Annotated in this window: 16 protein-coding genes and 3 tRNA genes; 12 read left to right on the top strand and 7 right to left on the bottom strand. The window is 69.2% G+C overall.

The annotated features are described in order from the left end of the window. Positions 1 to 13: 13 nt before the first annotated feature. The 3 genes from ACFV9G_RS13315 to ACFV9G_RS13305 are packed head-to-tail and all read left to right on the top strand — an operon-like array spanning position 14 to position 1,555. Positions 14 to 649, top strand: coding sequence for a histidine phosphatase family protein (locus tag ACFV9G_RS13315; protein WP_378727942.1), 636 nt, complete (start codon positions 14 to 16; stop codon positions 647 to 649). Then, entirely contained in the window at positions 646 to 975 is a 330-nt protein-coding gene (locus tag ACFV9G_RS13310; RefSeq protein WP_160026218.1) for a YnfA family protein, read from the top strand. The genes ACFV9G_RS13315 and ACFV9G_RS13310 overlap by 4 nt, the downstream gene beginning before the upstream one ends. Positions 976 to 985: 10 nt before the next feature. After that, positions 986 to 1,555, top strand: a complete 570-nt coding sequence (locus tag ACFV9G_RS13305) for an NUDIX hydrolase (RefSeq protein WP_378727941.1) — start codon at positions 986 to 988, stop codon at positions 1,553 to 1,555. Positions 1,556 to 1,826: 271 nt separating this feature from the next. Here ACFV9G_RS13305 and ACFV9G_RS13300 read toward each other — a convergent pair whose 3' ends face one another. Further along, positions 1,827 to 2,042 carry a hypothetical protein gene (locus ACFV9G_RS13300; protein ID WP_378727940.1) on the bottom strand — a complete coding sequence of 72 codons (216 nt, stop codon included), beginning with the start codon at positions 2,040 to 2,042 and terminating at the stop codon, positions 1,827 to 1,829. Between the two features lie 165 nt (positions 2,043 to 2,207). Between ACFV9G_RS13300 and chrA the strand changes: the two genes are divergently transcribed. Continuing rightward, positions 2,208 to 3,344: a chromate efflux transporter gene (chrA, locus tag ACFV9G_RS13295; protein ID WP_378727939.1), complete on the top strand. Its 1,137-nt coding sequence runs from the start codon at positions 2,208 to 2,210 to the stop codon at positions 3,342 to 3,344. Between the two features lie 102 nt (positions 3,345 to 3,446). Here the strand turns inward: chrA and ACFV9G_RS13290 are convergent, their stop codons facing one another. The 3 genes from ACFV9G_RS13290 to ACFV9G_RS13280 all read right to left on the bottom strand — a co-directional run bounded on the left by ACFV9G_RS13290 (position 3,447) and on the right by ACFV9G_RS13280 (position 5,747). Next, the gene (locus tag ACFV9G_RS13290; protein ID WP_378727938.1) at positions 3,447 to 4,037 is read right to left on the bottom strand and encodes a bacterial proteasome activator family protein; all 591 of its coding nucleotides are present in this window, start codon (positions 4,035 to 4,037) and stop codon (positions 3,447 to 3,449) included. A 14-nt stretch (positions 4,038 to 4,051) separates the two neighbouring features. After that, the gene (locus ACFV9G_RS13285) at positions 4,052 to 5,026 is read right to left on the bottom strand and encodes an NAD(P)H-quinone oxidoreductase (RefSeq protein WP_378727937.1); all 975 of its coding nucleotides are present in this window, start codon (positions 5,024 to 5,026) and stop codon (positions 4,052 to 4,054) included. 151 nt (positions 5,027 to 5,177) lie between these two features. Next, positions 5,178 to 5,747 carry a molybdenum cofactor guanylyltransferase gene (locus tag ACFV9G_RS13280; RefSeq protein WP_378727936.1) on the bottom strand — a complete coding sequence of 190 codons (570 nt, stop codon included), beginning with the start codon at positions 5,745 to 5,747 and terminating at the stop codon, positions 5,178 to 5,180. Positions 5,748 to 5,770: 23 nt separating this feature from the next. On the opposite strand from ACFV9G_RS13280, the gene ACFV9G_RS13275 reads away from it, so the two are divergent. From ACFV9G_RS13275 to ACFV9G_RS13260, 4 genes are all read left to right on the top strand, one after another. Next, complete coding sequence (locus tag ACFV9G_RS13275; protein WP_378727935.1) at positions 5,771 to 6,547, top strand: carbon-nitrogen hydrolase family protein; 777 nt, start codon at positions 5,771 to 5,773, stop codon at positions 6,545 to 6,547. A gap of 85 nt (positions 6,548 to 6,632) precedes the next feature. After that, the gene (locus ACFV9G_RS13270; protein ID WP_378727934.1) at positions 6,633 to 8,342 is read left to right on the top strand and encodes a hypothetical protein; all 1,710 of its coding nucleotides are present in this window, start codon (positions 6,633 to 6,635) and stop codon (positions 8,340 to 8,342) included. Positions 8,343 to 8,391: 49 nt separating this feature from the next. Further along, the gene (locus ACFV9G_RS13265) at positions 8,392 to 8,622 is read left to right on the top strand and encodes a biotin/lipoyl-binding carrier protein (RefSeq protein ID WP_091044463.1); all 231 of its coding nucleotides are present in this window, start codon (positions 8,392 to 8,394) and stop codon (positions 8,620 to 8,622) included. Positions 8,623 to 8,664: 42 nt separating this feature from the next. Then, positions 8,665 to 8,752 (top strand) — tRNA-Ser (locus ACFV9G_RS13260). A gap of 60 nt (positions 8,753 to 8,812) precedes the next feature. Here ACFV9G_RS13260 and ACFV9G_RS13255 read toward each other — a convergent pair. Continuing rightward, positions 8,813 to 9,118 carry a hypothetical protein gene (locus ACFV9G_RS13255; protein ID WP_378727933.1) on the bottom strand — a complete coding sequence of 102 codons (306 nt, stop codon included), beginning with the start codon at positions 9,116 to 9,118 and terminating at the stop codon, positions 8,813 to 8,815. A gap of 90 nt (positions 9,119 to 9,208) precedes the next feature. On the opposite strand from ACFV9G_RS13255, the gene ACFV9G_RS13250 reads away from it, so the two are divergent. From ACFV9G_RS13250 to ACFV9G_RS13240, 3 genes are all read left to right on the top strand, one after another. Then, positions 9,209 to 9,703, top strand: coding sequence for a hypothetical protein (locus ACFV9G_RS13250; protein WP_378727966.1), 495 nt, complete (start codon positions 9,209 to 9,211; stop codon positions 9,701 to 9,703). 43 nt (positions 9,704 to 9,746) lie between these two features. Further along, a tRNA-Ser gene (locus ACFV9G_RS13245) sits at positions 9,747 to 9,840 on the top strand. A 179-nt stretch (positions 9,841 to 10,019) separates the two neighbouring features. Beyond that, on the top strand, positions 10,020 to 10,175 hold the full coding sequence (locus ACFV9G_RS13240) for a hypothetical protein (RefSeq protein ID WP_378727932.1): 156 nt from the start codon (positions 10,020 to 10,022) through the stop codon (positions 10,173 to 10,175). A gap of 48 nt (positions 10,176 to 10,223) precedes the next feature. Here the strand turns inward: ACFV9G_RS13240 and ACFV9G_RS13235 are convergent, their stop codons facing one another. Beyond that, positions 10,224 to 11,252, bottom strand: coding sequence for a LuxR family transcriptional regulator (locus ACFV9G_RS13235; protein ID WP_378727931.1), 1,029 nt, complete (start codon positions 11,250 to 11,252; stop codon positions 10,224 to 10,226). A gap of 149 nt (positions 11,253 to 11,401) precedes the next feature. Between ACFV9G_RS13235 and ACFV9G_RS13230 the strand changes: the two genes are divergently transcribed. Further along, positions 11,402 to 11,474: transfer RNA gene (locus ACFV9G_RS13230), tRNA-Arg, on the top strand. Positions 11,475 to 11,561: 87 nt separating this feature from the next. Here the strand turns inward: ACFV9G_RS13230 and ACFV9G_RS13225 are convergent. Next, positions 11,562 to 12,383: an APH(3'') family aminoglycoside O-phosphotransferase gene (locus ACFV9G_RS13225; RefSeq protein ID WP_378727930.1), complete on the bottom strand. Its 822-nt coding sequence runs from the start codon at positions 12,381 to 12,383 to the stop codon at positions 11,562 to 11,564. Positions 12,384 to 12,413: the final 30 nt, after the last annotated feature.

The raw sequence follows: 12,413 nt of genomic DNA, 5'->3' as shown, positions 1-12,413 counted from the left end.
CCCTTACCGGCATATGAGACTTCTGCTGATCAGACACGGCCAGACCCCGAGCAACGTCTCGGGGGCGCTCGACACCGCCTTCCCGGGAGCGGGGCTGACCGAGCTCGGACTGTCCCAGGCCGCGGCGGTGCCGGATGCGCTGGCGGGGGAGAGGATCGCGGGACTGTACGCCTCCCGGCTCGTGCGTACGCAGCTGACCGCCGAGCCGCTCGCTCGCCGGCTCGGGTTGCCGGTCGTCGTGCAGGAGGGGTTCGAGGAGATCACCGCCGGTCGCCTGGAGATGGCCACCGACAAGGAGTCCGTGACGGCGTATCTCGAGGCGCTCGGCGACTGGGTCACCGGCACGCTCGAGACCCCGGTTCCGGGCGGTGAGGCGGGCCACGAGTTCCTGGCGCGCTACGACGCCGCGGTGCAGTCCGTGGCCAAGCAGCACGGGCCCGATGACACCGTCGCGATCGTCTCGCACGGTGCCGCGATCCGGATGTGGACCGGGCTGCGCACCACCCGGTCGCCGGCCTTCGGCGACGACAACCGGATCCGCAACACCGGCCTCGCGGTCATCGAGGGCAGCCTGGAGGAGGGCTGGACGACGATCTCCTGGAACAACGATCCGCTGGGCGGCGCCCATCTGATCGGCGAGGGCTTTTGATCCTCCGTTCCCTCCTGCTCTTCGTGCTGGCCGCGATCGCCGAGATCGGTGGCGCCTGGTTGGTCTGGCAGGGGCTGCGGGAGCATCGCGGCTGGCTCTGGGTCGGTGCCGGGTTCATCGCGCTCGGCCTCTACGGCGTGGTCGCCACGCTGCAGCCCGACGCCCACTTCGGGCGGATCCTGGCGGCGTACGGCGGAGTCTTCGTCGTCGGCTCGATCGCCTGGGGGATGGCGATGGACGGCTACCGGCCAGACCGCTGGGACATCGCCGGTGCGGCGCTGTGTCTGGCCGGGATGGGCGTGATCATGTACGCACCGCGTGGGTGAGGATGGGGCCATGGCCTCCGAGGAAGACTCCCCACGCACCTTCGTCCCGGTCGCGCCCGCAGAGCGGCCACGCCGCACCCGGAGCACGGTCCGGGTGCTCCTGATCGACGACCGCGACCGGATCCTGCTCTTCGCCGACTCCGACCCGGGCATCCCAGGAGCGCGCTGGTGGATCACCCCCGGCGGCGGCATCGATGCGGGCGAGAGCGAGCGGGTCGCCGCGGTGCGGGAGCTCGAGGAGGAGACCGGTCTCCGGGTCACCGAGGCCGATCTGCTCGGGCCGACGATGCGGCGCACCGTCGTGCACGGCTACAGCGACGTGGTCATCGACCAGGACGACGTCTTCTACGCCTGCTGGGTGCCGGCCTTCGAGGTCTCCACCGCCGGCCACACCGAGGAGGAGCTGCTCACCATGGCCGCGCACCGCTGGTGGACGCGGCCGGAGCTCGCGGCGACTGATGAGGAGATCTGGCCGGCGGTGCTCCTGGACCTGTGGAAGGACGCCGACGTACGCCGCGACGCGGCCGCCTCCGATCCTGCCGATGGCGGACGGGTGGAGGAGTCGTCGGTCCCGGCCTGACGGCCGACCTGCAGACGCGCCGCAGCCGACCATCCCCCACTGGATGGTCGGCTGCGGTCTTGCGAGATCCGGTCGATATCCCCCGGTATGACGAGATCTCTCGCAGGTGCCGTCTGCGCGAGCGTGAATCCCCCGATCCGCTCGTGCGACGACACTCAGTCCGTGGTGCGGCGGCCCCCCGGCCGTGCCCTGGCCCTCCCCCTCAGTAGGCCCAGGGCGTCCACCCACAGCATCAGGCTGTGTACGACGGACCGAAGATGTAGGCGCATGGTCAGCGGAAGGCCCCGAGCGCGACGATGCCGGCGGCTGCCACGGCGGCGACGCCGAACATCGTGTTGCCGACGGCCGGCGGCATCCCGCCACGGTGCTTGTGCTCCGACGGGTCGGGCTTGCGGAGGCTGCGGACGGCGTCGAGGACGTTGTTGCGGATCGACTCGACGGCGGTCAGGTCACTGCGGTGACGTGCGGTGATCGTGGTGGTAGCCATGGTGTTTCCTCTTCTCGGCGGACGGCGCTGGCCGTCCGTTGTCCGGCGGCCTTCACGTGAGAGAAACGGGGTCGCGACCAGGTCATGACGCAGCTTTTCGCCACTTTGGAGTTACAGAAGATCCACATCTGAGCAACTTCACGCCGAGCCCGTACGCTGCGCGTCATGACCACGACGCTGGTGGAGATCACGCGGGAGTGGGGCCGGATCGGAGTCATCGGGTTCGGCGGACCGCCCGCCCACATCCGCCTGCTGCGCGAGACCGTCGTCGAGCGCCGCGGTTGGGTCGAGCCGGAGGAGTTCGAGGACGCGATCGCGACCTGCAACCTGCTCCCGGGACCCTCCTCGACCCAGCTGGCGATCTTCACGGCCTGGCGGGTTCGCGGGGTGCTCGGTGCGCTGGTCGGCGGGCTCGCGTTCATCCTGCCGGGTCTGGTGCTGATCCTCGCCCTGGCGGCGCTGTTCCTGGGCGACCCGCCCGCGTGGGTGCTCGGCGCGGGTGCCGGGGCCGGCGCGGCGGTCGCCGCGGTCGCGGTCCAGGCGGGCTGGGCGCTGGTGCCGTCCTCCTATGAGCGGACCTCGTCGCGTCCGCGATGGATCCTCTACGCCTTCGTCGGCACCGTCGCCGCCGCGACCACCGGGGCCTGGGTGGTCCTCGTGCTCATCGGCGCCGGGCTCGTCGAGGTCGCGATGCGGAGGCCGTGGCGTACGAACTCGTTCCAGTCGGTCCTCACCGTGCCGGTCCTGGCCCAGGGAGCGCTGACCGCCGCGGTGGCGGCGCCGTTGGCGTGGACGGCCTTCAAGGTCGGCGCGCTGTCGTACGGGGGAGGGTTCGTGATCATCCCGCTGATGCAGGCAGATGCGGTCGACCGCTACGGCTGGATGAGCGACGCCGAGTTCCTCAACGCGGTCGCGCTCGGGCAGATCACCCCGGGCCCGGTCGTCCACACCGTTGCGGTCGTCGGCTTCGCGGCCGCCGGGCTCCTCGGCGCGCTGGGTGCTGCCGTGATCGCGTTCGGGCCGTCGTTCGTGATGATCATCGCGGGCGGACGGCACTTCGCGGCGCTCCGCTCCTCGCCGCTCGCCCGTGCCTTCCTCGACGGCGCCGGGCCGGCCGCGATCGGTGCCATCCTCGGCTCCGCGGTGCCGCTGGCCATGGCGACGAGCGAGTGGTGGCAGTGGGTGGTGCTGGCTGCCGCCGGCGTACTCCTGCTGCTGTTGAGGCGAGGAGTCGTGCTCACGCTCCTGCTCGCGGCAGGGGTGGGTGTGGTCGTCGCGCTCGTCGGTGGGCCGCTGCCGTGATTGCTGACCGAGGTAACTCGGTCGGCGCTCGCTTTCCTCGTGGAGTTCCGCGAAGGAAGCGGATGTTCACCGAGTTACCTCGGTGAACATCCCGCCACTCGGCTAGAGGTAGAGCCCGCCGGACGTGTCGCCGTGGTCGTGCTGGCCGCCCTGCGGGGGCCCGCCCTGGCCGGCGGCCGGCTGACCCTCGGGGGAGAGGCTCACGCCCGGCGGCAGGCCCTTGCGGATCTGCTCGAACTGGGCGCGCGCGGCGACCTGCTGGGCGTAGATGGCGGTCTGGATGCCGTGGAAGAGACCCTCGAGCCAACCGACCAGCTGCGCCTGCGCGATCCGCAGCTCACCCTCGGAAGGGGTCTGCTGCTCGGCGAACGGCAGCGAGAGCCGCTCCAGCTCCTCGACCAGCTCGGGTGCGAGCCCGGACTCGAGCTCCTTGATCGAGGCCTGGTGGATCTCGCGGAGCCGGTTGCGGGAGGCCTCGTCGAGCGGGGCGGCCTTCACCTCCTCGAGCAGCTGGCGGATCATCGAACCGATCCGCATCACCTTCGCGGGCTGCTCCACGAGGTCGGTCACATCGCGCTCTTCGTCCTCGTTCGCCTCCGGTGCGGTGGCGTTCTTGAGTACGTCGGCGGGCACCGCGATCGGCTGCCCGTCGGGTCCGATCACCACGACTTCCCCGGTCTGCTCCTGAGTCATGCGCCCAACCCTACCTACGGCGCGGTGGTCAACAGGATCTTGCCGGTGTGGGTGCCGGACTCCATGAGCCGGTGTGCCTCGGCGGCCTCCGCCAGCGGAAGTACGTCCTGCACGACCGGCTTCACCTCGCCGGCCTCGACCATCGGCCAGATGCGCTCGACGACCTCGGCGCAGATCGTCGCCTTCTGCTCGACCGGGCGGCCGCGGAGGTTGGTGGCGATGACCGCGGCCCGCTTGCGGAGCAGGGCATTGATGTCGAGCTCGGCCTTGGTGCCGCCCTGCATGCCGATGATGACCAGACGGCCCTCGGGGTTGAGGGCGTCGATGTTGCGGGCGAGGTATTTCGCGCCCATGTTGTCGAGGATGACGTCGGCGCCGCCGTAGACCTTGGCGACCTCGACGAAGTCCTGGTCCTTGTAGTTGATGGCGACCTCGGCGCCGAGGGACTTGGCGAGCTCGGCCTTCTCGGCCGAACCGACGGTGGTGATCACCCGGGCGCCGATCTGGCTGGCGAGCTGGATGGCCATCGTGCCGATCCCGCCGGCACCGCCGTGGACCAGGAACGTCTCGTCGGGAGTCAGCCCGCCGACCATGAACACGTTGGACCACACGGTGGTGGTGACCTCGGGGAGCGCGGCGGCGGTGACCAGATCGACCCCCTCCGGCACCGGCATCACCTGTCCGGCCGGGACAGCGACCTTCGTGGCGTACCCGCCGCCGGCCAGGAGCGCGCACACCTCGTGGCCGATCTCCCACTCGTCGACGCCCTCGCCGACTGCCGAGATGACGCCGCTGCACTCCATCCCGATGATGTCACTGGCGCCCTTCGGGGGCGGGTAGAAGCCCTGGCGCTGCAGCAGGTCGGCCCGGTTGAGCCCCGCGGCGGCGACGTCGATCACGACCTCACCGGGTGCCGGCTCCGGGTCGGGTCGGTCGGTGACGGTGAGGACCTCAGGCCCTCCGGGCTGCTCTGCTACGACGGCTCGCATGCCTCCAACACTAGGGGGCTGCATGAGGGGTGAGTTGTGTGCCTGGTGTCGTGTAACACGTCGTTCGTAGGACTATCCGGTCGTTCTGAACGACCGGATAGTCGGTGTAACAGCGTGTTACAGCTGGCGCGCGAGCCACTGAGGCGATTCCTCAGATCGACTTCAGGTCCGTCCAGGTGTCGATGTCTCGATGCTCGTCGCCCTCGGACGGGACCTCGACGAGGTCGAGGCCGGCCAGGAGCTTGCGCAACGGCATCCCGTGCTGCCCCTCGTGGTCGGGACGGACCTCGGCGAGCCGTGCGGTGGAGAGGACCAGGGCCAGCTGGCGGCGCTCGTCGGGCCCGACGCGCACGGCGCCGTCGCGACCGAACGCCGCCTCCCGGAGCCGCGACAGGGTCCGCGGACGCAGGAAGGGCATGTCGACGGCGATCACCCCGACGTACGCCCGCGTGGTCAGGAGCGCGTCCACGCCGGTCAGCAGGGCGGCGACCGGGCCACCGAAGCGGGGGTCCTCGCGGACGAAGGTCACCGGGCGCTCGGTGTGCACCGGGTCGCCCACGACGACGACCTCCATCGCGTCGACGACGGCGTCCAGCGTCCAAGCCAGCATCGTGCGGCCGCCGAGCTCGATCCCGGACTTGTCGATCCCGTCGAGGCGGGAGCTGCGTCCTCCGGCGAGCAGCACGGCTGCGTACGGCTCCCATTCGTCCCAGGCAGTCACGCCCCGGACTCTAGTCTGGAGAGGTGACCACCTGGAACCGCCTCCGGATCAGCCTCGTGCAGCACGCCTCGGGTCTCGAGCCCGACGACAACCGGTCACTCCTGGCCGAGCTGACGCCGAGCGACAGCGACCTGGTCGTCTTCCCGGAGGTGTTCGCGCGCGACTTCGGCAAGCCGGGATCCGACCTGAGCCCTTACGCCGAGAGCACGGACGGGCCGTTCGGGACCGAGCTGTCCCGGGTGGCGGGGGAGCGTGGGGCCACGGTGGTGGCCGGGATGCTGGAGACCAGCGGTGATCCTGGCGGCCGGCCGTTCAACACGCTGCTCGTCCGGGGCGGGGCGGAGGCGGCGTACCGGAAGATCCATCTCTACGACTCCTTCGGCTACAAGGAGTCCGACGCGCTGCTCGCGGGCGCGATCGAGCCCGTCGTGGTCGACGTCGCGGGGGTGCCGACGGGGCTGATGACCTGCTACGACCTGCGCTTCCCCGAGCTCGCGCGACGCCTGGTCGAGAAGGGCGCCGAGCTGATCGTGCTGCCGGCCGCGTGGGTGGCCGGTCCGCGCAAGGTCGACCACTGGCGCACGCTCGTGCGAGCACGCGCGATCGAGAACACCGTCTTCATCGCGGCGGCTGCCCAGTCGGCCCCTCGCTACTGCGGTCATTCGATGGTCGTCGACCCTCTCGGGGACGTGCTGGCCGAGGCCGGGGACGGCGACGAGATCATCTCCGCGACGATCGATCGAGCCGTGCTCGAGGAGGCGCGGCGCACCAACCCCTCCCTGGTCAACCGCAGAATGTGACCCTCGTCAACAACTCCCCGTCACAGCGGTAAACGGATATCGATGACTCGTTAGGTTCACCCCTTCCCCGGTACCCTCGTCTGTTATGGACCGAGCCCCCCGCCGTCGCGCTGACAAGAGCAAGCGTGGCCGTCGTGCAGCCGGTCGCAGCGAACCCACACCCGCTTACGTCGAGCCGACCTCGAGCGAGGCGCTGGCATATGACCAGTGGGCGGAGGACGACTGGGCGGGCTATCAGGACACCGGCCAGAGCTTCGACGGGCAGAGCAACGGTCCGGGCTGGAGCGAGAACGGCTGGGCCGACGAGGCGTGGTACGACGAGCGTCAGCCGCCCCAGGAGCCTCCCTCCACGGGTGGTGGTCGCCGGATCGCCGGGCGTGCCGAGCCCGAGCAGTTCGACGAGCCGAACGGCTACACGGGCAAGCGTGCCGCGCGGACCGCACCGGAGGAACCCTCCTACGGCGGCTACCCGGCGCCGGATTACCGGGCCGAGCCCGCGCCGGCCCTGAGCGGGCCGACCGCGCCGCCGCCGAGTGCCTGGCAGGCGCCGGCCTACTCCACGCCGGCTCCCTACCTCGGCACGACCGGCCTGGCGCAGGCGCCGCAGACGCCGCCCCACGTCCAGCAGCCCGGCTATCAGGCCGACCCCTACCAGTCCGGCCAGTTCGAGCCGGTCCGTGATCCCGCCGGGCCCTACGACATCGAGCCGTCGGGTCGGCCCACCCCTGCCGCCAAGGTGACCTCGTTCCTCGCGCAGCCGAGGGTCCCCGGAGCAGGCGCCGCCCGCGCGGGCCTCGGCCTCATCGAGAGCCTGACCGCCGGCACCGTCCGGGCGATCTGGCTGGCCGCGCTCGCCGTCGGCGTGCTCGGCCTCGTGGTCAGTGCGTTCGACCTGGGCCCGGAGATCTTCGGCAGCCTCGGCGCCGTCGTGGTCGGCACCGCCTATACCTTCGCGCTGGCGCACCGCACCGGTGGCCGCCCGCTGATCTTCGGATCTCTGGCAGGGGTTGCCGGGCTCGTCGTGGTGCTCGTGGACAACGAGGCGCTGCGTACGGGTGCGGCGGTTCTGGTCGCATCGGTGGCCGCGGTCCTCGCGGTGATGGCCACCGTCCCGTCGCGTCGCTTCCCGAAGACGATCCGGGAGACGTTCATCGCAGTCGGCATCGCCGCGCTCGGAAGCTTCGCCGCGCTCGGCTTCGAGCCGGTCGTGATGGTCTCCCGATTCGAGTACGCAACGCTGGCCTGCTCGCTCGCGATCGCCTTCTTCGCGGTCTACCGCCTCGGTGCCGGCCTGCACGGCCTCGGCCGGCGCGGCGCGATCATCGTCGGCATCGGTGGCCTGATGCTCGCGCTCACCCTGATCTACGCCGAGATGCTGCGCCGCTACGGCAGCACCGGCCTGATGGACTCGGTCGACGACATGCAGCGCTGGTGCCGCATCCACATCGGTGGCTACCCGCACCCGATCCAGGCGCTCTTCGGGGTCCCGGCGCTGGTCTGGGGCACCCACATGCGCGCCCGGCGCCGCCAGGGCTGGTGGGTCTGCCTCTTCGGTGTCGCGCTCACCGCACCTGTCGCGAGCACGTTCCTCAACCCCGACGTCGGGCTCGCCGAAGCGGCTCTCTCGGTCGTCTACAGCATCCTCATCGGCCTGGTGATCGCGTTCATCATCATCCGCATCGACCTCGCGCTCACCGGCTCGCCGGCCGCCGGCAGCGGTCGCAGGGCGGCGCGTGAGGCCGATGAGGCCAGCGCTGTCCGCCCCGAGCCCGGCCGCACCCACGCGCTGCTCTGAGGCGCTCCACGGCTGGGGCTACCACGCGGTAACCCATAGGTTCGGGGGTATGAACCGAAGAGTCCCCACCACGATCGCTGCCGAGATGGTCGCGAACGTCATGAGCGTCGGAGTGCAACCCGGGGACAAAGTTGCCGTCGGAGACACCGTCATGCTGCTGGAGTCGATGAAGATGGAGATCCCGGTCCTCGCCGAGGCCCCGGGCACCGTGGTGGCGGTCAAGGTCGCCTCCGGAGACGTCGTCCAGGAGGGCGACGTCCTCGTCGAGTTGAGCGCCTGAGCCTCAGGCGCACTAGACTCGCCCACGCGCCCACGGGCGCATGGAGGGGTGCCGGAGTGGCCGATCGGAACCGCCTTGAAAGCGGTCGTAGGGAGACCTACCGCGGGTTCGAATCCCGCCCCCTCTGCCAGGTTGAGCGCCAGCGATAGCTGGCTGAGGGGGCGTTGGCGCGGGCGTGGCCCTGCCAGATTCAGACTTCTTGCAGGTGACGATCCACGTCGATCATCAGCCGCCGCAGCTCGAGGAGCAGATCCTCGAGGTCGATGCGGTCGAGCACGTCGTCGGCAAGGACGGCGAGCCTGCTCAGCAGCGTGCCGCGGTCGCGGAGCGCGCCGACATCGCTGAGGGCATGCCACTCCTGACCGGTGTCGAGGACCAGCAACGCATCACGTACGCCCGCGAGACGCTGGCGCACCGACCAGCGCCACAGGCCGACGTTGGCCCCCGGACGGGGAGCGGCGATTGCAGTATCCAGGGCCCGAAGAGCATCCGACATATTAGGAAGCACACCTGTCATGAGCAGATTGTGACCTAGGTCACGTAAAGGAGCAAGCCGATGCGGCTCTCGGCTCCCGTGTCGGCCACAATGGAGAGCGTGTCATCTGCTGAGCTCACCTACTACCGCCTCGCTCCCTCCGTGCAGGCCCGCCTCCTCGGTGCCGCCGTGGTCGGCCTGGCGCTCCTGGTCTTCGCCGGCACAGCCGTTGTGATCGCGGCCCGGATCGACTTCGCGTGGCTCTTCTTCCCGCTCGTCGTCGGCGTCGCCGCGGTGATCGGGTTCGGTTGGTGGCTTCGCAACAAGGCGTACGTCCTGCGCGCCAGCGCCCAGGGCTACCGGGTCGCGTTCGTGCGGGGTGCCGGTGTCCGCGAGGCCCGCTGGGTCGACATCCAGGAGGCCGTGACCACGATGCCCGCAGGCACGCCGTGCCTGGAGCTGCGGCTCAAGAAGGGCGGCGCCACCACGATCCCGGTGACCATCCTCAGCATCGACCGCGAGCAGTTCGTACGCGATCTCCAGGTCTATCTGAAGGCCACCATCAAGCCCCTCGACACCACCTCGGGTTCGTCCGACGCCCCCTGATTGGTCCCAGGAGTGCGGTTCTTGTAGCCTGTTCGAGCGGTATGGAGGCGTCGCCTAGTCCGGTCTATGGCGCTCGACTGCTAATCGAGTTTGGGGCTTAAACCCCATCGAGGGTTCAAATCCCTCCGCCTCCGCCAGTTTCAATGTGTTTGGCCCCCTTCAAAACGGGGGCCAAACACATTCTGACCTGCATCTTTGTGCCGCGCAGAGGTTCGTACACCGGAACAATGGTTGTTCGTAACCTGCGGCTGGCACCATACTTGGATGGGTAGGCCTCTCGGCGACACCGCGGCCTCGAGACCATGAAGGGAAATCTATGAAGCTCGTACGCACTGCGGCGGCGCTTGCTCTGGCCTCCGCTGCAACGGTCGTCGTCAGCTTGTTCGCCTCGGCCCCGGCTCAAGCCGACACCAGTTGGATCGTCAAGGCAGACACCAGCTGGATCTCTGCGAACAACGACACCAGTTGGTGATGTGCCGCACCCGATGCCGGTGATCAGTGGCCACACAGATCACCGGCGTCAGTCGCGCGGTAGTGGCGTGTTGCCGTCGAGCCCGCCGTCCTCGGCATCGCTGCGGCCGATCTCATAGCCCAGCTGGAACCGAGTGTCCGCTCCGAACTCCTCCTTGAGGTCGGAGACATAGCCGGCGTACGTCCGTGGGCTCACGCCCAAGCGTTTCGAGGCAGCGGGGTCTGAATGCCCTTCGATCAGCATCCGCAGGGTCATCGACCGCTGCTCACCGGCCACTTCCTTCATTGTCGATGTGTCGGCTGCGGAGAATGGGCGGGCTCGTTCCCACGATCGCTCATAGACATCGACCAGATAGGCCACGATCGCAGGCTCCCGTACGGCTAGGGCCGTCTCGATCCCGTCGGGTCCCGGGATGATCGCAACCCGACGATCGAAGATGAGGATCTTGTTGAAGAACTCGTCAAGTGTTCGGACCTCGCCTCCCGCTTGTGAGACCGCGGCGACATAGTCCCGAGTCGCAGAGTGGCGACGGGCCGCATGCTGGTAGAGCGTCCGCATCTTCACGCCGCGCCTGAGGAGCGCGGCGTCTTTACGGGCGGTCTCCGCCAGCACGCTGGGGTCACGCGTTGCCTGCGGCTGCGCGGTGAGCGCCTCGAACTCGCATTCCGCAACCAGGGAATCGATGAACGGCTGGATCTGCGGCCGGTGGATGCTGGTCATGCCACCACGTTGATCGGCCGGCGCCGAGCGGCGCCAGGCACTGTGCAGGGCGGTGAAGTCGTTGGCCCACTCGGCCGACTCCTGGAGGAGCCTGATCCCCTCCTGGGTCATGGGTGTGACGACCTGCGCCTGAACCGTCGCCGGGTCGACGGTCACCCAGGTGCCCGGTGCCTCGTCGGGGTTGCGAACGAGCCCCAGCTCCTCAAGAGCTGTCAACGCACCCGCGTACTCCCCGTCCTCGCTGATCCGTGGGTCCGACACGGGGATCCCGCCGCGGTTCGCGATGAGCTCGAACAACTCGATGCCCTTGGCCTCGAGCAGTGCACGCGTCCTGGGCGTGCGTCCTTCGTCCTTCACGTTCTTCTCCTCGCCGGACGGCGTGGGTTGACGCTTGCTCACGCTCCACCTCCCCGATGCTGTGGCTGGCGCAAGATCCTCTCACACGTGGCGATTTCTGGTCACGGACCATCTTCCGCTAATCTTCTACACGTTGCTTCGGTAACACTGCGCCTGTAGCTCAACGGATAGAGCATCTGACTACGGATCAGAAGGTTTGGGGTTCGAATCCCTACAGGCGCGCAGAACATGAGACCGCCTCTGAGTCAGCAGAAATGTTGGTTCGGAGGCGGTTGGCATTTGCGCGGAGGTGTGCCCCAGGTCGTCGCCTCAGGCGGGCCAGGTCAGCGGGTCGAGCAGTAGATAGAAGCTCTGCCGCTGCGCGTCGAGCTCGATTCCATATCGTTGGGCGAACTCGGCGTCCGCCTGGCGAGCGGTGGCTTCGTCGGGCCAGGTCTCGCGGGCATTGGCGAGCAGCAGGGAGATGTCGGCGTACGGGTCCGCGACACCGAGGCGGCCCAGGTCGATCAGTCCGGTGACGTGCATCGTTTCGGGGTCGATGAGGATGTTCGGCAGGCAGAGGTCGCCGTGGCAGACGACTCGCTCGATCTCCTCCTCACGTTGGCGCTGCGGCAGCTGGTCCTCGAGCCGGCCGAGGATCTCTGTCGCCTGCACGTGCTGCATCGACACCGGCAGGAACTCGGCTTGGACCCGGCGGTTCTCGATCACGGTCGTACGAGCCAGCGGCATCATCGACGCGAGCCTTCGGTCGAAAGGGCAGTCCGCCGTGGGGAGGTCGTGCAGCCTCCGTGCGATGGAAGCGATCGCCGCCCAGGCGTGCCCGATCGCCGCCGCATCGAGCCGATCGGCCGGGACGCCGGCAACAGCACTGGTGATCAAGCAGGCACCGTCTTCGGTGGCTCGCCACTCGAGCACTGTCGCGGCCGGGAGGCCTGACTCGCCTAGCCAGATGATCCGGTCTCGCTCGGCAGCGAGCTCGCCAGCATCCGCGGCGGCGACGAGCTTCGCATAACGCCCACGACCACGGTCGTGCAGTACCGCGGCGCCGGACTCTCCGGTCGTGACCGGCTGCCAATCCGTGCCGTCGGCGGGCAGCAGCCCGGCGGGTATCGAGGAGATGTCGACCGGCATGAACCAATGATCACCAGGGCGACTGCATCG

It is taken from the genome of Nocardioides sp. NPDC059952 (assembly GCF_042730435.1).
In the GTDB taxonomy this organism is placed as follows: domain Bacteria; phylum Actinomycetota; class Actinomycetes; order Propionibacteriales; family Nocardioidaceae; genus Nocardioides.
Note: the sequence above shows the minus strand (reverse complement) of the source record. Positions and strands in the feature narration are given on the sequence as shown.

Coding starts and splice junctions, on each gene's coding strand:
- ACFV9G_RS13270 (WP_378727934.1), top strand. CDS start 6,633: ATGGACCGAGCCCCCCGCCGTCGCGCTGACAAGAGCAAGCGTGGCCGT.
- ACFV9G_RS13315 (WP_378727942.1), top strand. CDS start 14: ATGAGACTTCTGCTGATCAGACACGGCCAGACCCCGAGCAACGTCTCG.
- ACFV9G_RS13300 (WP_378727940.1), bottom strand. CDS start 2,042: ATGGCTACCACCACGATCACCGCACGTCACCGCAGTGACCTGACCGCC.
- ACFV9G_RS13305 (WP_378727941.1), top strand. CDS start 986: ATGGCCTCCGAGGAAGACTCCCCACGCACCTTCGTCCCGGTCGCGCCC.
- ACFV9G_RS13285 (WP_378727937.1), bottom strand. CDS start 5,026: ATGCGAGCCGTCGTAGCAGAGCAGCCCGGAGGGCCTGAGGTCCTCACC.
- ACFV9G_RS13240 (WP_378727932.1), top strand. CDS start 10,020: ATGAAGCTCGTACGCACTGCGGCGGCGCTTGCTCTGGCCTCCGCTGCA.
- chrA (WP_378727939.1), top strand. CDS start 2,208: ATGACCACGACGCTGGTGGAGATCACGCGGGAGTGGGGCCGGATCGGA.
- ACFV9G_RS13290 (WP_378727938.1), bottom strand. CDS start 4,037: ATGACTCAGGAGCAGACCGGGGAAGTCGTGGTGATCGGACCCGACGGG.
- ACFV9G_RS13250 (WP_378727966.1), top strand. CDS start 9,209: ATGGAGAGCGTGTCATCTGCTGAGCTCACCTACTACCGCCTCGCTCCC.
- ACFV9G_RS13255 (WP_378727933.1), bottom strand. CDS start 9,118: ATGTCGGATGCTCTTCGGGCCCTGGATACTGCAATCGCCGCTCCCCGT.
- ACFV9G_RS13265 (WP_091044463.1), top strand. CDS start 8,392: ATGAACCGAAGAGTCCCCACCACGATCGCTGCCGAGATGGTCGCGAAC.
- ACFV9G_RS13225 (WP_378727930.1), bottom strand. CDS start 12,383: ATGCCGGTCGACATCTCCTCGATACCCGCCGGGCTGCTGCCCGCCGAC.